The sequence below is a fragment of the uncultured Nitratireductor sp. genome, from assembly GCF_913053745.1.
Lineage (GTDB): Bacteria > Pseudomonadota > Alphaproteobacteria > Rhizobiales > Rhizobiaceae > Nitratireductor.
In genome coordinates, this window is record NZ_CAJXGF010000031.1 from 1 (window position 1) to 12,823 (window position 12,823).

The window sequence follows — 12,823 nt, forward strand, 5'->3', positions numbered from 1 at the left end:
CTCCAGCCCATGCAGGAGAAAGCTTGGATTCTGCGTCTCTGCGGCATCGCCGAAAAGCGCGCGGAAGGAGGCTCTCACGTGGTTCTCCGCGAAAACATCGTGGATGCCCATCATGGCAAAGCGATGCGCCTTCATGGCGAAGAAGATTTCCAACATCGCTTCGGCTTCTTGCTTGGTGCGGGCGGTGCGGCGCTCATATCCGCCGGCGGCCTCCAGCTTGCGCGCCTGAGAGCGGTGTTGCTTGCGCTTTCGCTTGCCGCTGGCGCGTGCGAGAACCGCATCGAAGCCGCCTTCGAGATCGACGGCGAGTGACAAATTTGGACTGTCGCCATGAGGCCAGGCGAGAAGCGGGTTGGACTGATCCGCGCAGCGGCGCAACTGCCGCTCTAGCGCCAGGAGATCGATCTCGGGTCGCGCCCGATGTATGCCCTCGCGCAGCGCACTGAGGTGGGAAGCGGGCAAGCCGTCGACGCGCCGATCGAGCGCCGGGAAATTTCCGTTCGCGTGACGATCGCCGATAAAGCGGGCGACGCGGAAACGACCCTGCCATGCAATCTCCAGGGCGAGGCTCATCAGGTGTCCGTTATCGTCGCAAAGCCGAGCGATGATCGGTGCATGAGACGCGTGTCTTGTCCAGGCAGAGATCCATTCGGGGCTCTGTGCGGGCATGAAGCGGGCGCTCTGGCAGTCCCGGCCATAGCGTTCCAGGGTTGCCGGGTTGGCGTCGCGCACGTCGACGGTGAGGCCGTTTTCAGCCTTCATATTGATAAACCCATGCCCGGTCTGGCCGCTGTTCAAACGTTATCATCCATCGCTGTCAACGAGGCTGCCGCCGTGACGGCACTTCCCCTGAATAGCGGTAAAAGATGAAAGAAAGATCGACTGATCAGGCCTCGTCCTGCGGCTTTCCGATCATCCAGCGAATGATAAACATGGCGGGAACGATCCATAAAAGCCCGGTCAGGAAGAAATAGGCCAGGTGCATCAAGGGCCCGGATTCGGCCAGCTGTGCCACGGCGATGGCCGTCGAGAGGATGGCGTAGACCACCACCAGCGCCACGAGGGCGATCATACCGATGAATTTTCGCAAGCGTACGGGCATAAAAAACACCTTTCGCGCGCTTCATAAAACGCGCGGAGACGCGATGCAATGACAGGCATCGCGCAGCGCGACGGCTTGTCGCGCAAAGGCCGGTTCGGCTTGCAAGTCAGGTGGCTTTGGTTCACCAACGGTCAACTTCCAAAATGACGATGGCTGACGCTGTGGATATGACCGCTTCCAGTGCTGCAAGGGTAGATGTCTCGCAGGAGACTCTTTTTCGCAACCGCAAATTTGTGCGCTTCTGGCTTTACTTCGTGCTTTTCACTCTGTTCGCGCTGGTGATCGTCGGTGGAGCGACCCGACTGACGGAATCGGGCCTTTCCATCACCGAATGGAAGCCGATACACGGCGTCATCCCGCCGCTCAGCGAGGCCGAATGGCAGGAGGAACTGGAGAAGTACCGCCAGATTCCCGAATATCAGCAGATCAACAAGGGCATGAGCCTGGATGCGTTCAAGACGATTTTCTGGTGGGAGTGGGCGCATCGGTTTCTGGCGCGGGGTGTCGGTTTCGTCTTCGCACTGCCATTGGCGTTCTTCTGGATAACTGGGCGTCTTGAGACCGATTTGAAGCCGAAGCTTCTGGGCATTCTGGCGCTCGGTGGGCTTCAGGGCGCGGTCGGCTGGTGGATGGTCGCCTCGGGTCTCGTCGATCGCGTCGATGTGAGCCAATACCGGCTCGCAACGCATCTCATCATCGCCTGTCTGATCTTCGCCGCCACCGCGTTGGTGGCGCGCGGCCTCGCTCCGCACTCCACCGGCGAGGCTGAAGAGGGAGTGCGCCGCTTCGCCGGCTGGATGGTGATCGCCGTTTTGTTCCAGATCTATCTCGGGGGGCTGGTTGCGGGTCTGCGGGCGGGCATGACCTACAATACATGGCCGCTGATGGATGGTGCATTGGTGCCGGGCGGGCTCTTTGCGCAGACACCGGCCCTGATCAATTTCTTCGAGAACCCGAAGATGGTGCAGTTCGTCCATCGCCTTGGCGCCTATGCGCTTCTTGTGCTGGCGCTGTGGCAGATGGTTTTCGCGATCCGGCGTGCGCCGGGAACGCCGCATGCGCGCCGCACGATCCTGTTTGCGCTTCTGGTGCTGGTTCAGGCGGCCATCGGCATTGCCACACTCGTCATGGTCGTGCCCATCGATGCGGCGCTTACCCATCAGGGCGTGGCAATGGTGTTGTTGTTCTTCGCCTGCGCTCATTGGCGGGCGACGAAGGGCCCATATCCACTGCCGGAAGCGCCGCGCAGCAAGCGCGACGAAGACGAGGTTTATGCGGGCGTTTGACGCGGTGGGCAGGCCGAAACAAGAAAAGGCGCGCTCACCGGGGAGGCGCCTTTTTCGTTGAAGAGACGTTTGGCACGGATACTCAAAGGCCTTGAAGCATCAGGTCCATGTTTTGCACCGCTGCGCCCGAAGCGCCCTTGCCGAGATTGTCGTAAACTGCAACCAGCAAGGCTTGGGCGCGGGCGTCGTTGACAAAAACGTGGAGCGTCATGGTGTTGGTGCCGTTGTGGATCTCGGGATCGAGGTCGCCTGTGCGTTCGATCGCGGAAAGCGGCGCGACTTGGACGACACCGTCTTCGATCCCGCTGTAATGGTCGGACAGCGCGGCGTGGATTTCGGCACCCGTAGGCACGCGGTCGAGGTGGCCGAGCTGCAGGGGCAGGGCGGTCAGCATGCCCTGCGCGAAATTTCCCACCGCCGGCTGCATGATCGGCGCACCGGAAAGCTTCGCATAGGTTTGAAGTTCGGGGAGATGCTTGTGGTTGAGCGTCAGTCCATAGGGCATGAACTGCGGAGCATCTTTTCCCTTGGTCTCGTAGTCCTCGATCATCGTGCGGCCGCCACCTGAATAGCCCGAAACGCCATTGACGGTGATGGGCAGATCCGCCGGCAACAGCCCGGCACCGATGAGAGGGCGCAAAAAGGCGATTGAGCCCTGCGGCCAACAGCCCGGATTGGCAACGCGCCCTGCGTTGCGGATGGCCTCGCCTTGCGCCGTGTCCATCTCGGCGAAGCCGTAGGTCCAGCCCTCGGCAACACGATGCGCTGTGGAGGCATCGATGACGCGCGTCGTGTCGTTCTCGATCAGCGAGACGCTCTCGCGCGCGGCATCGTCCGGCAAACAAAGGATGGCGATGTCGGCGGCGTTGAGAAACTCCGCGCGTGCGGCGCGATCCTTTCGTTTCTCCGGCGGGATGGAGATCACGTCGATGTCGCGGCGCGCAGCCAGCCGGGTCCTGATCTGCAGGCCGGTGGTGCCGTGTTCGCCATCGATGAAGATTTTCGCCGTCATGGTGTCAGTCCTGGAAAAGATTCACGTTTCAAATGGTTATGGGCGTTGGCGGAATCGATCCGCGATGCGCGTGGATCGCTGCTTGGTTCTTATCGTCGCTTTCGCGCAGCGAGAAGGCCGAGATAGTGCATGGCGATTGTCGCTCCCGCGATCGCGGTGATGTCGGCATGGTCATAGGCGGGTGCGACCTCGACCACATCCGCGCCGACAATTTCGAGTGCGCCGAGCTGGCGCAGCACCGAGAGCATTCTCGCGCTGGAGGGACCGCCTGCCACGGGCGTTCCGGTACCGGGCGCGAAAGCGGGGTCGAGACAGTCGATGTCGAAGGTTACATAGGCGGGACGATCGCCGACGCGGGCAAGGATGGCTTCTGCGATCTCGCCGGCTCTCATTTCCTCCACATCGTAACCATGAAGAATAGCGATGCCGCAATCTTCCGGTGCATGAGTGCGGATGCCGACCTGGATGGAGGCGGCAGGGTCGATGACGCCATCGCGCACGGCGCGTCCCACGAACGAGCCGTGGTCAATCCGCTTGCCATCGTCATGCCAGGTGTCTTGATGGGCGTCGAACTGAACGAGAGCGAGGGGACCGTGCTTTGCCGCATGCGCTTTGAGAAGCGGCCATGTGACGAAATGATCGCCGCCGAGCGACAAAAGAAACGCGCCGGACTTGATGACCTTCGCCGCTTCGCGCTCGATCGTCGCCGGCGTTTTGTGGTGATTGCCGTAGTCGAGCAGGCAGTCGCCATAATCGATGACGGCCAGCGCCTCGAACAGGTCCGCGTCGAAAGGATATTGCGGGTCGTTGTCGAAGATCGCCGCGGCGCGGCGGATTGCTTGGGGACCGAAGCGCGCGCCCGGCCGATTGGAAACGGCGGCGTCGAAGGGAATGCCCCAGACCACGGCATCGGCGCCCTTCAGCGTCTTGGTGAATTTCCGGCGCATGAAGGAGAGTGCACCCGCATAGGTGGGATCGCTGGCAGCGCCCGTCAGGCTGCGGGCGGTGAATGCGTGGTCGATGGAATTCGACGGCATGGCGCTCCTCCTTCAGAGCGTTTTGCAGTCAGGCGTACTCACCTGACGTCCGCACAAACACGGAGAACAACGAGATAGAGCGGACGGCATTTCCATGCAACGATGGGCAACTCTAATCAGCTCAATGGGTAGGGGGAAGCCAAAATCTGCGCAAGAAAAAAGCGGACCCGAAGGCCCGCTTTTCGTTCGGTTTCGTTCTGGAAGCTTAGCGCTTGGAGAACTGGAACGAGCGGCGAGCCTTTGCCCGGCCATACTTCTTGCGCTCGACCACACGGCTGTCGCGGGTCAGGAAACCGCCCTTCTTGAGAACGCCGCGCAGCGCCGGCTCATAATGGGTCAGAGCCCTGGAGATGCCGTGACGAACGGCACCCGCCTGGCCGGACAGGCCGCCGCCAACGACCGTGGCAACGATGTCGTACTGGCCGTTGCGGTCGGCAGCGAGGATCGGCTGCTGCAGGATCATCTGCAGAACCGGGCGTGCGAAATAGGCCTGGAACTCCTTGCCATTGACGGTGATCTTGCCGGAACCCGGCTTGACCCATACGCGGGCAATGGCGTTCTTGCGCTTGCCGGTGGCGTAAGCGCGGCCCTGGGCGTCCAGCTTCTGCACATGCACCGGGGCTTCCTGCTCGGCGGTCTGCGCAGCGGTTGCCGCACCCAGCTCTTCGAGGGAATTGATTTCGGCCATTACTGGGCCCTCACATTCTTCTTGCTCATGGCGGCGACGTCGAGCGTCTCCGGATTTTGTGCGGCGTGCGGATGCTCGGCGCCGGCGTAGACGCGTAGATTTTTCATCTGGCGGCGGCCAAGCGGACCGCGCGGGATCATGCGCTCAACGGCCTTCTCCAGCAAACGCTCGGGGAACCGGCCCTCGAGCAACTGGCGCGCGGTGCGCTCCTTGATGCCGCCGGGATGGCCCGTGTGCCAGTAGTATTTTTTGTCGGTGTATTTCTTGCCGGTCAGCACAACCTTGTCGGCATTGATGATGATGACATTGTCGCCATCGTCAACATGCGGGGTGAAGGTGGGCTTGTGCTTGCCGCGGAGACGGTTTGCGACGATGGAAGCGAGACGGCCGACGACAACGCCTTCGGCGTCGATCAGGATCCACTTCTTCGTCACTTCCGCAGGCTTCTGCGAAAAGGTTTTCATGGGTCTTTTTCCACTTTCATGAACCCGGCCCTGAGGCTGGGCGTTTTTTGTTGCTTGCGTTTGCTCTAATCGGATCCGGCAATGGAGCCAGCCCGCGCAAACCAATGCTGAACCGCTGGTCTGGTGCAACGATGATTACCTATAGGGGGCGGAGGGTTCAGTCAAGCGTATTTTTTGACAGGCAGAGCGGAAAATATCAATGGAAACAATGGTTTAAAAATGCGGTATTATAATACCGCGCGAAAACACGTCTCTTGAGGCGGGTTCGGCGGCGGCAGCGCTTATGGGGAGGGCGGAATGGAGTAAGTGCCCGTGGCGTGCGCCACGGTGTCGCCGGAGCTTCCGGCGACCAGTTCGGCCTCGAAAACCATCAGTCGCCGGCCGAGTTTCAGGATGCGGCAATGGCCATCCACCGTGCCGGCATCGGCCTTGCGCATGAAGTTGATGTTGAGGTTTGTGGTGACGGCCAATGCCTTCCTTCCGATGTGCGAGAGCGCACAAACATATCCGCCGATGTCAGCCAGTGCGAAAAGGGATGGGCCGGAAACCGTATCGCCCGGGCGGAGATGCTTGAAACCGGCCTCGAGCCGTACGGTGCAGCGGCCTGCCGAGATATCGAGCGCACGATAGTCCGGTATTTCGCCGCCACAGGCTTGCGGAAACACTTCGCGCAGATACAGATTGACCTCTTCCGCGTCCATTATCGGCTGAAACACGCGCCTCCCGCTTCGAGCGTCCATAGGCTGTCCTCCCCATCTTCCTCGTCTGGTGCTTTATAAGCGCCGAGAGTTGAGAGAATTGCCGGATTGCGATTGCAACACAAGCGGCACTAAGGTGACGATGCAACTGAAGCATGGAGAAAAGGCATGGCCGAGGCGGCTGCAGTTCAGGAGACGGTGCGGGCACCCGTGACGGTGAGCGGGGCGGAAGGTGTTCTCCGGCTGACACTGGCCAATCCGCCGGCCAACGCGCTTTCCATCGCCATGATGGAGGCGTTGCAAGGTTCATTGGAACGCGCCCGCGAAGACGAGGCCGTGCGTGTGATCGTATTGCGCACGAAGGGCAAGGTGTTTTCCGCCGGGCATGATCTCAAGGAATTGACGGCGCATCGCTCCGATGCCGATCGGGGCAGGGCTTTCTTCGAGAAAACAATGCTGCTGTGCGCGCGCCTGATGCAGACCATCGTGCGCCACCCCAAGCCGGTCATCGCGGAAGTGAGCGGGGTGGCGACCGCGGCCGGGTGCCAGCTCGTCGCCTCCTGCGATCTGGCTGTCGCAGGCGAAACGGCGCGGTTTGCCACACCTGGCGTCAACATCGGTCTCTTCTGCTCGACGCCCATGGTGGCTTTGTCGCGTAATGTCTCGCGCAAGCACGCGATGGAAATGCTCCTGACCGGCGAGATGATCGACGCGGAGCGGGCGCATGCACTCGGTCTTGTCAATCGTGTCGTACCACAGACTGAGTTGAATCAAACGGTGACGGATCTCGCACAAACCATTGCTTCCAAATCACCTTTGACGCTCAAGATCGGCAAGGAGGCGTTTTACGCACAGGCCGAGATGGAGCTGTCACAGGCATACGACTACACGGTGCGGGTGATGGTGGAGAACATGATGGCGCGTGATGCCGAAGAGGGCATCGGCGCTTTCATCGAGAAACGCGTTCCGAAATGGCGGAACGAATGAGGGAAACGCGCCGCGGACGGTGAAAACGCCGCCCGCAGCGTTGCGTGGTCCGCATATCCGCGGGGACGCTAGTCGTTGTTCCAGCAGATGTGGACGGGACATGCCTCGGTGTCGAGGGACGGAACCCATCTTGTTTTGAGCGTGTTGAACGCGGCCGAGTATTCGTCGAGGCTGGCCACAAAACGGTCGTAGCGCTCGATATTGCGGCCACTGGGCGATGGATAACGCAATATAATCGATCCATTCTCCCGGACGGCATCTTGGATTTGACGACAAGATAATTCCGCCGCCTGCGCGCTGTTGTTGGGAGCCAGCAGAATGCAGCTGACGACAATAACCGACGACTTACGAGCCAATGTTCTACCCATAACTTCCCTTTCTGAGCATCGTTGCCAAGCCGCGCATCCCGAAGGGATTGCTATCGTTTCGGAGAGACGCGGTGGGAAGTAATGCCGCAGGTCATTTGCAGACAAAAGCGGCTATAAATATAAATAAATAAAGGATTTTTTCAGTTTCTATGAATATCAGTTATGACCTTGGAAGGTTCAGTCCCGACGCTGTGCAATGCCATGCACGACGACTTGGGATCAGTTGGAGAAAACCCAGGGACGCTGAAAAAGCCGCTCCCTAATTTCCGGCTTGCAACGCAGGACCGGGCAGGATTCTCGGTCGGCGGCGGGAATGTAATCGCGTGCGCCAATGTGGCCGATGGGACAAAGCCGCTCATGCGCCACATAGCGGTCGTAGCGCGGCAGGTTCGGATTGCTGCGGGACTGGTAGCGCATGATGGCGGCCCCTTCGGAGGCGATCCTCGCTTGCACCTCAGCGCAGCTCATGGCAGTTGACGTGTAACGGGATATGGCTCCGGCGGGGCTGGCGATGACGGCCATTGCAAGGGCGAGGGCTGCGTATCTCAACATGATCGGACACTTTTATTTTCGAGAGCTGCGAGCATGCAGCGAACGTTAACAACCATACCATAGGACGTGCCTGCGCCGGCAATGAGGCGGCATTCAGGCGCGATTTCGGGAGCGAGATGAATCACGACAGTTATGACGACGCCTATATTTCCGAGATATTGAACACGGTGAAGTCCTTGGCCATCGTCGGGGCATCGGCAAACGAGGTGCGTCCGAGCTTTTTCGTCACCAAGTATCTGATCGACAAGGGATACACCGTCTTTCCCGTCAATCCGGGTCAGGCGGGCAAGGAGATCGCCGGGCGTCCGGTCGTCGCCCGTCTCGCCAATCTGCCACAGCCCGTCGACATGGTCGATATTTTTCGTCCCTCCTCTGCCGTTGCAGGGGTGACAGAGGAAATTCTCGCCATGGAGACCTTGCCCAAAGTGGTCTGGATGCAGCTCACCGTGCGCGACGATGCCTCTGCCAAACGGCTGGAGGAACATGACATCAAGGTGGTCATGGATCGCTGCCCGAAGATCGAATATGCGCGGCTTTCGCGCGAGATCGGCTGGAATGGCGTCAACAGCCGGGTGATTTCGTCTAAAAAGCCCATTATGCGCAAAGGCTTCCAGAGTTTCGGCATTCGCCAGCGCTGATTTTTCATGAGCCGTCTGCCATTGAAGCATAAATCTCCTTTGCCAGGGCGTGCGCTCTCTGTATTGATGCCGCCAACGAAAATTTCGACATGGAGGAAAAGTCATGAGTGAGCGTACGCCCGGTTTCGACACGCTGGCGGTGCATGCGGGGGCCCAGCCGGATCCGGCGACAGGCGCGCGCGCCACGCCGATTTATCAGACCACCTCCTATGTCTTCGACGATGCGGACCACGCCGCCTCGTTGTTCGGCCTCAAGGCCTTCGGCAACATCTATACCCGCATCATGAACCCGACCCAGGCCGTGCTCGAAGAGCGCGTTGCTGCGCTTGAGGGCGGCACAGCGGGGCTTGCCACCGCCTCGGGGCACGCCGCCCAGCTCCTCACTTTCCACAATCTGATGAGGCCGGGCGCGAACTTTATCGCCGCCAAAAGGCTTTATGGCGGTTCGATCAACCAGTTCGGTCACGCTTTCAAGAATTTCGACTGGCATGTGCGCTGGGCGGACCCGGAAGATTTCGACAGTTTCGAAAGCCAGATTGATGACGATACGCAGGCGATCTTCGTGGAGAGCCTCGCCAATCCGGGCGGCACCTTCGTCGACCTGGAGAAGATCGGCGACATCGCGCGCCGTCACGGATTGCCGTTTATCGTCGACAACACCATGGCATCGCCCTATCTGCTTCGCCCCATAGAACACGGTGCAGACATCGTTCTGCACTCGCTGACCAAGTTCATGGGAGGCCACGGCAATTCCGTGGGCGGCGTTCTGGTCGATGGCGGCACGTTCGACTGGTCGAAGTCGGGAAAATATCCGATGCTGTCGGAACCGCGCGCGGAATATGGCGGTATGGTCCTGCACGAGACCTTTGGAAATTTCGCCTTTGCGATTACCGCCCGTGTGTTGGGGCTGCGCGATTTCGGCCCGGCAATCTCGCCGTTCAACGCGTTCCAGATCCTGACCGGTATCGAGACGCTGGCGCTTCGCATGCAGCGTCACAGCGACAACGCGCTCAAGGTCGCCGAGTGGCTCAAGGGGCACGACAAGGTGTCCTGGGTTTCCTATCCGGGCCTTTCGGAAGATCCCAATCACGCCCTCATGAAGAAATATTCGCCAAAGGGGGCCGGCGCCGTCTTCACCTTCGGCCTCAAGGGCGGTTTCGATGCCGGCGTCAAAGTGGTGGAGAGCGTCGAGCTCTTCTCGCACCTGGCGAATATCGGCGACACGAAGTCGCTGATCATTCATCCGGCTTCCACCACGCACCGCCAGCTCTCAGACGAGCAGAAGGCGGCCGCCGGTGCGGGTGTCGATGTGATCCGCCTGTCCATCGGGATCGAGGATGCGGACGACATTATCGGCGATCTGGAGCAGGCACTGGGTCAGATCTGATCCCGACGGCAAACTGCGTTTGCAGCCGATCGACGGTACGGCGCGGGCTTGTCGGCCCGCGTCGTTTCTATTTGTCCGGTAGGGGCAGCGGGCCTTCGGTCTTCACCGGGCGCATGGAAAAATTCGAGCGGATATCCTCCACCATAGGCAGTTCCAGCAGCACGTTGCTGAGTAAACCCTCATAGGCGGCAAGATCCGGCACCACCACCTCGGCGATGAAATCCGGCGCGCCGGAAACCATGTGGCATGCCACAACTTCGGGAATGGCCGAGAGGGCGTTCTGCAGCCCGTCCGCATTGGCGCGATTGTGCCGGTTGACTTTGATTTCGGTGAAGATTGTAAGGCCAAGCGCCACTGAGTGGCGGTCCACGATGGCCCTATAGCCTCGTATCACCCCTTCATTCTCGAGACGTTTGACGCGGCGCAAGCATGGCGATGGCGAGAGGCCGACACGATCCGCGAGTTCGACATTTGTGAGGCGCCCATCCTCCTGCAGCGCATGCAGAATCCGTCGGTCGATCGAATCCAGTGATATTGGCATATCTAATCCTCATACGAAGATAAATCGGCATTTTATGCCATTATTTTGAAGTTTGAGGGCTAAATTGGCAAGGACATGCGCCGCTTTTGGGGAGCAGTATGCGTGCACTTCAGGAGTGCATTTCATGTCCATGCAGCTTTGGCTCACCTTTATAATCGCATCGCTTCCGGTACATTTTTCACCGGGACCCAACAACATTCTGGCTTTGTCGCGCGCGATCCAGAACGGTTATTGGGCCGGGCACGTCGGATCGCTTGGCCGCTACCCGGCCTATCTGATGATTTTTATAGCCGCCGGGTTGGGGTTGGGGGCCGTTCTAAGTACGTCGCCGGTTCTGTTCTCGGCACTCAAATGGGGCGGGGCGCTCTATCTCGTTTTCATGGGCTATCGGCTGCTGCGCTCGGCGGTGACGGTTTCAACACTGGATGCCGCGACCGGGACTGTGCGTATGCACGCGCTGATGCGCCGGGAATTTCTGGTGGCGATCATGAACCCGAAGGCCGTGATCTTTGCCACCGCGTTTTACGCTCAGTTCATCACGCCGGGGCAGGCCGGCTTTGCGCATCTCTTTGCGCAGATGATCGCCGTTTCCTTGACGTTGGAGTGGATTGCCGCCGGTTGCTATTGCTTGTTCGGCGCCAGGATCGGGAGCGTAGCGAGCGGCACAGGTTTTCTTTCCTGGATCACCCGCGGGCTGGGCACCTTGCTGATCGGCTTCGGGGTTCTCCTCGCCGCTTCATAAACGCTCCCTCCACAGGCAGTCGAGCCGCTCCAGGCCGTGAAAATGGTAGGTGTCGCCATAGACCGGCTGGGAATCGAGTGTGAGTGCAGGCAGGCGCTCGAACAGAACCTTCAATCCCATTTGCATTTCCAGGCGCGCGAGCGGCGCGCCGATACAGAAATGGATGCCCGCGCCGAAAGACACGTTCTTTTGATCCTGTCGGGCTGGGTGGAAACGGCGCGGGGTCGCGAAGGCACCAGGGTCGTTGTTGGCCGCGCCCAGCATCAAGCCCACCGTTTCGCCTGGTTTCAGGGTGAGACCCGGGGCGATCTCCACGGTCTCATAGGCATAGCGCGTGAACATGTGCAGCGGCGGGTCATAGCGCAGGCATTCTTCGACCGTTGCGGTCGTCTCGGCGTCGGAGCCAAAGAAGCGGCGCGGATCGCCGTCCTGCGCAAGTATGGTGAAGATGGCGTTGCCGAGTTGGTGCACGGTCGCTTCGTGCCCCGCATTCAGGAGCAGGATCGCCGATGAGACGAGTTCATCTTCGGAAAGCTGTTCGCCATCTTCTTTCGCGGAGATGAGAAGACTGAGCAGATCGTCGCCGGGGGACGCGTGACGCCTTCTGGCATATTCTCGAATGAAGGCGGAGAAATCACGTGCGGCTTCGTCGGCGCGACATTGGGTCTCCCGATCCGAGCCATGCATGTACATCGCCACCATGCGGTGCGACCATTCCACAAGTTGCGGCCCCATATCGCGCGGCACGCCGAGCATCTCGGTGATGATAACCAGCGGTATGGGCGTGGCGTAGGCGGCAAGGAGTTCGGTCTCGCCGTCCCGCTCAAAATTGTCGATCAGATCATGGCAAAGTGTTTCGATGCGCGGGCGTATCCGGTCCACCTGGCGCGAGACGAAGGCGCGGTTGACGAGTTTTCTCAGCCGCGTGTGTGCTGGTGGCTCGATTTCCAGCATGGAATTGGCCTCCACAGCGTCGAAATGCGCGAGATGCCTGCGGGTTGCCGGATCCGGTGTCTGTTCGATTGGCTTCTGGCGGCCAAGACGCCTGTCGCGGAGCGCCCGGTTGACACTGTCATAGCCGGATAGACACCAGAAGCCGTAATCCTCCCAGAAGAACGCCGGCGCAAGCGCGTGCAGATAGCTGTAGGCCGTATAGGGATCCTGAACAAAGTCAGGATGGTGCGGATCAAGCCCGACAGTTTTGCGGTCGACGTCGAAGAAGAGATAAGCGGGCTTTACGGGCATGATAATTGCAATCCGGTTTTGACATTTCGCAGGTGCCGCGAAGACACTTCATGGCGGTGACACCCGACGAATCGAC

At 60.0% G+C, this 12,823-nt stretch carries 16 protein-coding genes; 5 read left to right on the plus strand and 11 right to left on the minus strand.

The genetic code is table 11. The annotated features are described in order from the left end of the window. Nucleotides 1-762 (minus strand): GNAT family N-acetyltransferase (locus QZ638_RS07225; RefSeq protein WP_295808413.1); only part of this gene is annotated, 762 nt, incomplete at its 3' end. A 124-nt stretch (nt 763-886) separates the two neighbouring features. Further along, on the minus strand, nt 887-1,102 hold the full coding sequence (locus QZ638_RS07230; protein ID WP_295808414.1) for a DUF2842 domain-containing protein: 216 nt from the start codon (nt 1,100-1,102) through the stop codon (nt 887-889). Between the two features lie 167 nt (nt 1,103-1,269). Here QZ638_RS07230 and QZ638_RS07235 point away from each other — a divergent pair, with 167 nt between their 5' ends. Then, on the plus strand, nt 1,270-2,388 hold the full coding sequence (locus tag QZ638_RS07235) for a COX15/CtaA family protein (protein ID WP_295808463.1): 1,119 nt from the start codon (nt 1,270-1,272) through the stop codon (nt 2,386-2,388). 82 nt (nt 2,389-2,470) lie between these two features. On the opposite strand, the gene argC is transcribed toward QZ638_RS07235, so the two are convergent. The 5 genes from argC to QZ638_RS07260 all read right to left on the minus strand — a co-directional run bounded on the left by argC (nt 2,471) and on the right by QZ638_RS07260 (nt 6,329). After that, a complete protein-coding gene (argC, locus tag QZ638_RS07240) occupies nt 2,471-3,400 on the minus strand; it encodes an N-acetyl-gamma-glutamyl-phosphate reductase (RefSeq protein WP_295808416.1) in 930 nt (309 codons plus the stop codon). Between the two features lie 89 nt (nt 3,401-3,489). Then, nucleotides 3,490-4,437, minus strand: a complete 948-nt coding sequence (gene speB / locus QZ638_RS07245) for an agmatinase (RefSeq protein WP_295808417.1) — start codon at nt 4,435-4,437, stop codon at nt 3,490-3,492. A gap of 205 nt (nt 4,438-4,642) precedes the next feature. Next, nucleotides 4,643-5,125, minus strand: a complete 483-nt coding sequence (gene rpsI, locus QZ638_RS07250; RefSeq protein WP_295808418.1) for a 30S ribosomal protein S9 — start codon at nt 5,123-5,125, stop codon at nt 4,643-4,645. After that, the gene (rplM, locus tag QZ638_RS07255) at nt 5,125-5,589 is read right to left on the minus strand and encodes a 50S ribosomal protein L13 (RefSeq protein WP_007007923.1); all 465 of its coding nucleotides are present in this window, start codon (nt 5,587-5,589) and stop codon (nt 5,125-5,127) included. The genes rpsI and rplM overlap by 1 nt, the downstream gene beginning before the upstream one ends. 281 nt (nt 5,590-5,870) lie before the next feature. Further along, the gene (locus tag QZ638_RS07260; protein WP_295808419.1) at nt 5,871-6,329 is read right to left on the minus strand and encodes a PaaI family thioesterase; all 459 of its coding nucleotides are present in this window, start codon (nt 6,327-6,329) and stop codon (nt 5,871-5,873) included. Nucleotides 6,330-6,455: 126 nt separating this feature from the next. Here QZ638_RS07260 and QZ638_RS07265 point away from each other — a divergent pair, with 126 nt between their 5' ends. Then, nucleotides 6,456-7,274, plus strand: coding sequence for an enoyl-CoA hydratase (locus QZ638_RS07265; RefSeq protein WP_295808420.1), 819 nt, complete (start codon nt 6,456-6,458; stop codon nt 7,272-7,274). 68 nt (nt 7,275-7,342) lie between these two features. On the opposite strand, the gene QZ638_RS07270 is transcribed toward QZ638_RS07265, so the two are convergent. Beyond that, entirely contained in the window at nt 7,343-7,642 is a 300-nt protein-coding gene (locus tag QZ638_RS07270) for a hypothetical protein (RefSeq protein ID WP_295808421.1), read from the minus strand. 219 nt (nt 7,643-7,861) lie between these two features. Beyond that, complete coding sequence (locus tag QZ638_RS07275; protein ID WP_295808423.1) at nt 7,862-8,194, minus strand: hypothetical protein; 333 nt, start codon at nt 8,192-8,194, stop codon at nt 7,862-7,864. A 116-nt stretch (nt 8,195-8,310) separates the two neighbouring features. Here QZ638_RS07275 and QZ638_RS07280 point away from each other — a divergent pair, with 116 nt between their 5' ends. Continuing rightward, nucleotides 8,311-8,832 (plus strand): CoA-binding protein, encoded by a 522-nt coding sequence (locus tag QZ638_RS07280; protein ID WP_295808424.1) that lies wholly within the window; start codon nt 8,311-8,313, stop codon nt 8,830-8,832. A 103-nt stretch (nt 8,833-8,935) separates the two neighbouring features. Then, nucleotides 8,936-10,219 carry an O-acetylhomoserine aminocarboxypropyltransferase gene (locus QZ638_RS07285; RefSeq protein WP_295808427.1) on the plus strand — a complete coding sequence of 428 codons (1,284 nt, stop codon included), beginning with the start codon at nt 8,936-8,938 and terminating at the stop codon, nt 10,217-10,219. Nucleotides 10,220-10,286: 67 nt separating this feature from the next. Here the strand turns inward: QZ638_RS07285 and QZ638_RS07290 are convergent, their stop codons facing one another. Beyond that, complete coding sequence (locus tag QZ638_RS07290; RefSeq protein ID WP_295808429.1) at nt 10,287-10,760, minus strand: Lrp/AsnC family transcriptional regulator; 474 nt, start codon at nt 10,758-10,760, stop codon at nt 10,287-10,289. Between the two features lie 124 nt (nt 10,761-10,884). Here QZ638_RS07290 and QZ638_RS07295 point away from each other — a divergent pair, with 124 nt between their 5' ends. Continuing rightward, nucleotides 10,885-11,502, plus strand: a complete 618-nt coding sequence (locus QZ638_RS07295; RefSeq protein ID WP_295808431.1) for a LysE family translocator — start codon at nt 10,885-10,887, stop codon at nt 11,500-11,502. On the opposite strand, the gene QZ638_RS07300 is transcribed toward QZ638_RS07295, so the two are convergent. Continuing rightward, nucleotides 11,497-12,747 carry a cytochrome P450 gene (locus tag QZ638_RS07300; protein ID WP_295808433.1) on the minus strand — a complete coding sequence of 417 codons (1,251 nt, stop codon included), beginning with the start codon at nt 12,745-12,747 and terminating at the stop codon, nt 11,497-11,499. The two genes, QZ638_RS07295 and QZ638_RS07300, sit on opposite strands and share 6 nt — an antisense overlap. Between the last annotated feature and the right edge of the window lie 76 nt (nt 12,748-12,823).

Excerpts from the sequence above, each read along its gene's own strand:
- QZ638_RS07230 (WP_295808414.1), bottom strand. The coding sequence starts at position 1,102 with ATGCCCGTACGCTTGCGAAAATTCATCGGTATGATCGCCCTCGTGGCG.
- QZ638_RS07235 (WP_295808463.1), top strand. The coding sequence starts at position 1,270 with ATGACCGCTTCCAGTGCTGCAAGGGTAGATGTCTCGCAGGAGACTCTT.
- argC (WP_295808416.1), bottom strand. The coding sequence starts at position 3,400 with ATGACGGCGAAAATCTTCATCGATGGCGAACACGGCACCACCGGCCTG.
- speB (WP_295808417.1), bottom strand. The coding sequence starts at position 4,437 with ATGCCGTCGAATTCCATCGACCACGCATTCACCGCCCGCAGCCTGACG.
- rpsI (WP_295808418.1), bottom strand. The coding sequence starts at position 5,125 with ATGGCCGAAATCAATTCCCTCGAAGAGCTGGGTGCGGCAACCGCTGCG.
- rplM (WP_007007923.1), bottom strand. The coding sequence starts at position 5,589 with ATGAAAACCTTTTCGCAGAAGCCTGCGGAAGTGACGAAGAAGTGGATC.
- QZ638_RS07260 (WP_295808419.1), bottom strand. The coding sequence starts at position 6,329 with ATGGACGCTCGAAGCGGGAGGCGCGTGTTTCAGCCGATAATGGACGCG.
- QZ638_RS07265 (WP_295808420.1), top strand. The coding sequence starts at position 6,456 with ATGGCCGAGGCGGCTGCAGTTCAGGAGACGGTGCGGGCACCCGTGACG.
- QZ638_RS07270 (WP_295808421.1), bottom strand. The coding sequence starts at position 7,642 with ATGGGTAGAACATTGGCTCGTAAGTCGTCGGTTATTGTCGTCAGCTGC.
- QZ638_RS07275 (WP_295808423.1), bottom strand. The coding sequence starts at position 8,194 with ATGTTGAGATACGCAGCCCTCGCCCTTGCAATGGCCGTCATCGCCAGC.
- QZ638_RS07280 (WP_295808424.1), top strand. The coding sequence starts at position 8,311 with ATGAATCACGACAGTTATGACGACGCCTATATTTCCGAGATATTGAAC.
- QZ638_RS07285 (WP_295808427.1), top strand. The coding sequence starts at position 8,936 with ATGAGTGAGCGTACGCCCGGTTTCGACACGCTGGCGGTGCATGCGGGG.
- QZ638_RS07290 (WP_295808429.1), bottom strand. The coding sequence starts at position 10,760 with ATGCCAATATCACTGGATTCGATCGACCGACGGATTCTGCATGCGCTG.
- QZ638_RS07295 (WP_295808431.1), top strand. The coding sequence starts at position 10,885 with ATGTCCATGCAGCTTTGGCTCACCTTTATAATCGCATCGCTTCCGGTA.
- QZ638_RS07300 (WP_295808433.1), bottom strand. The coding sequence starts at position 12,747 with ATGCCCGTAAAGCCCGCTTATCTCTTCTTCGACGTCGACCGCAAAACT.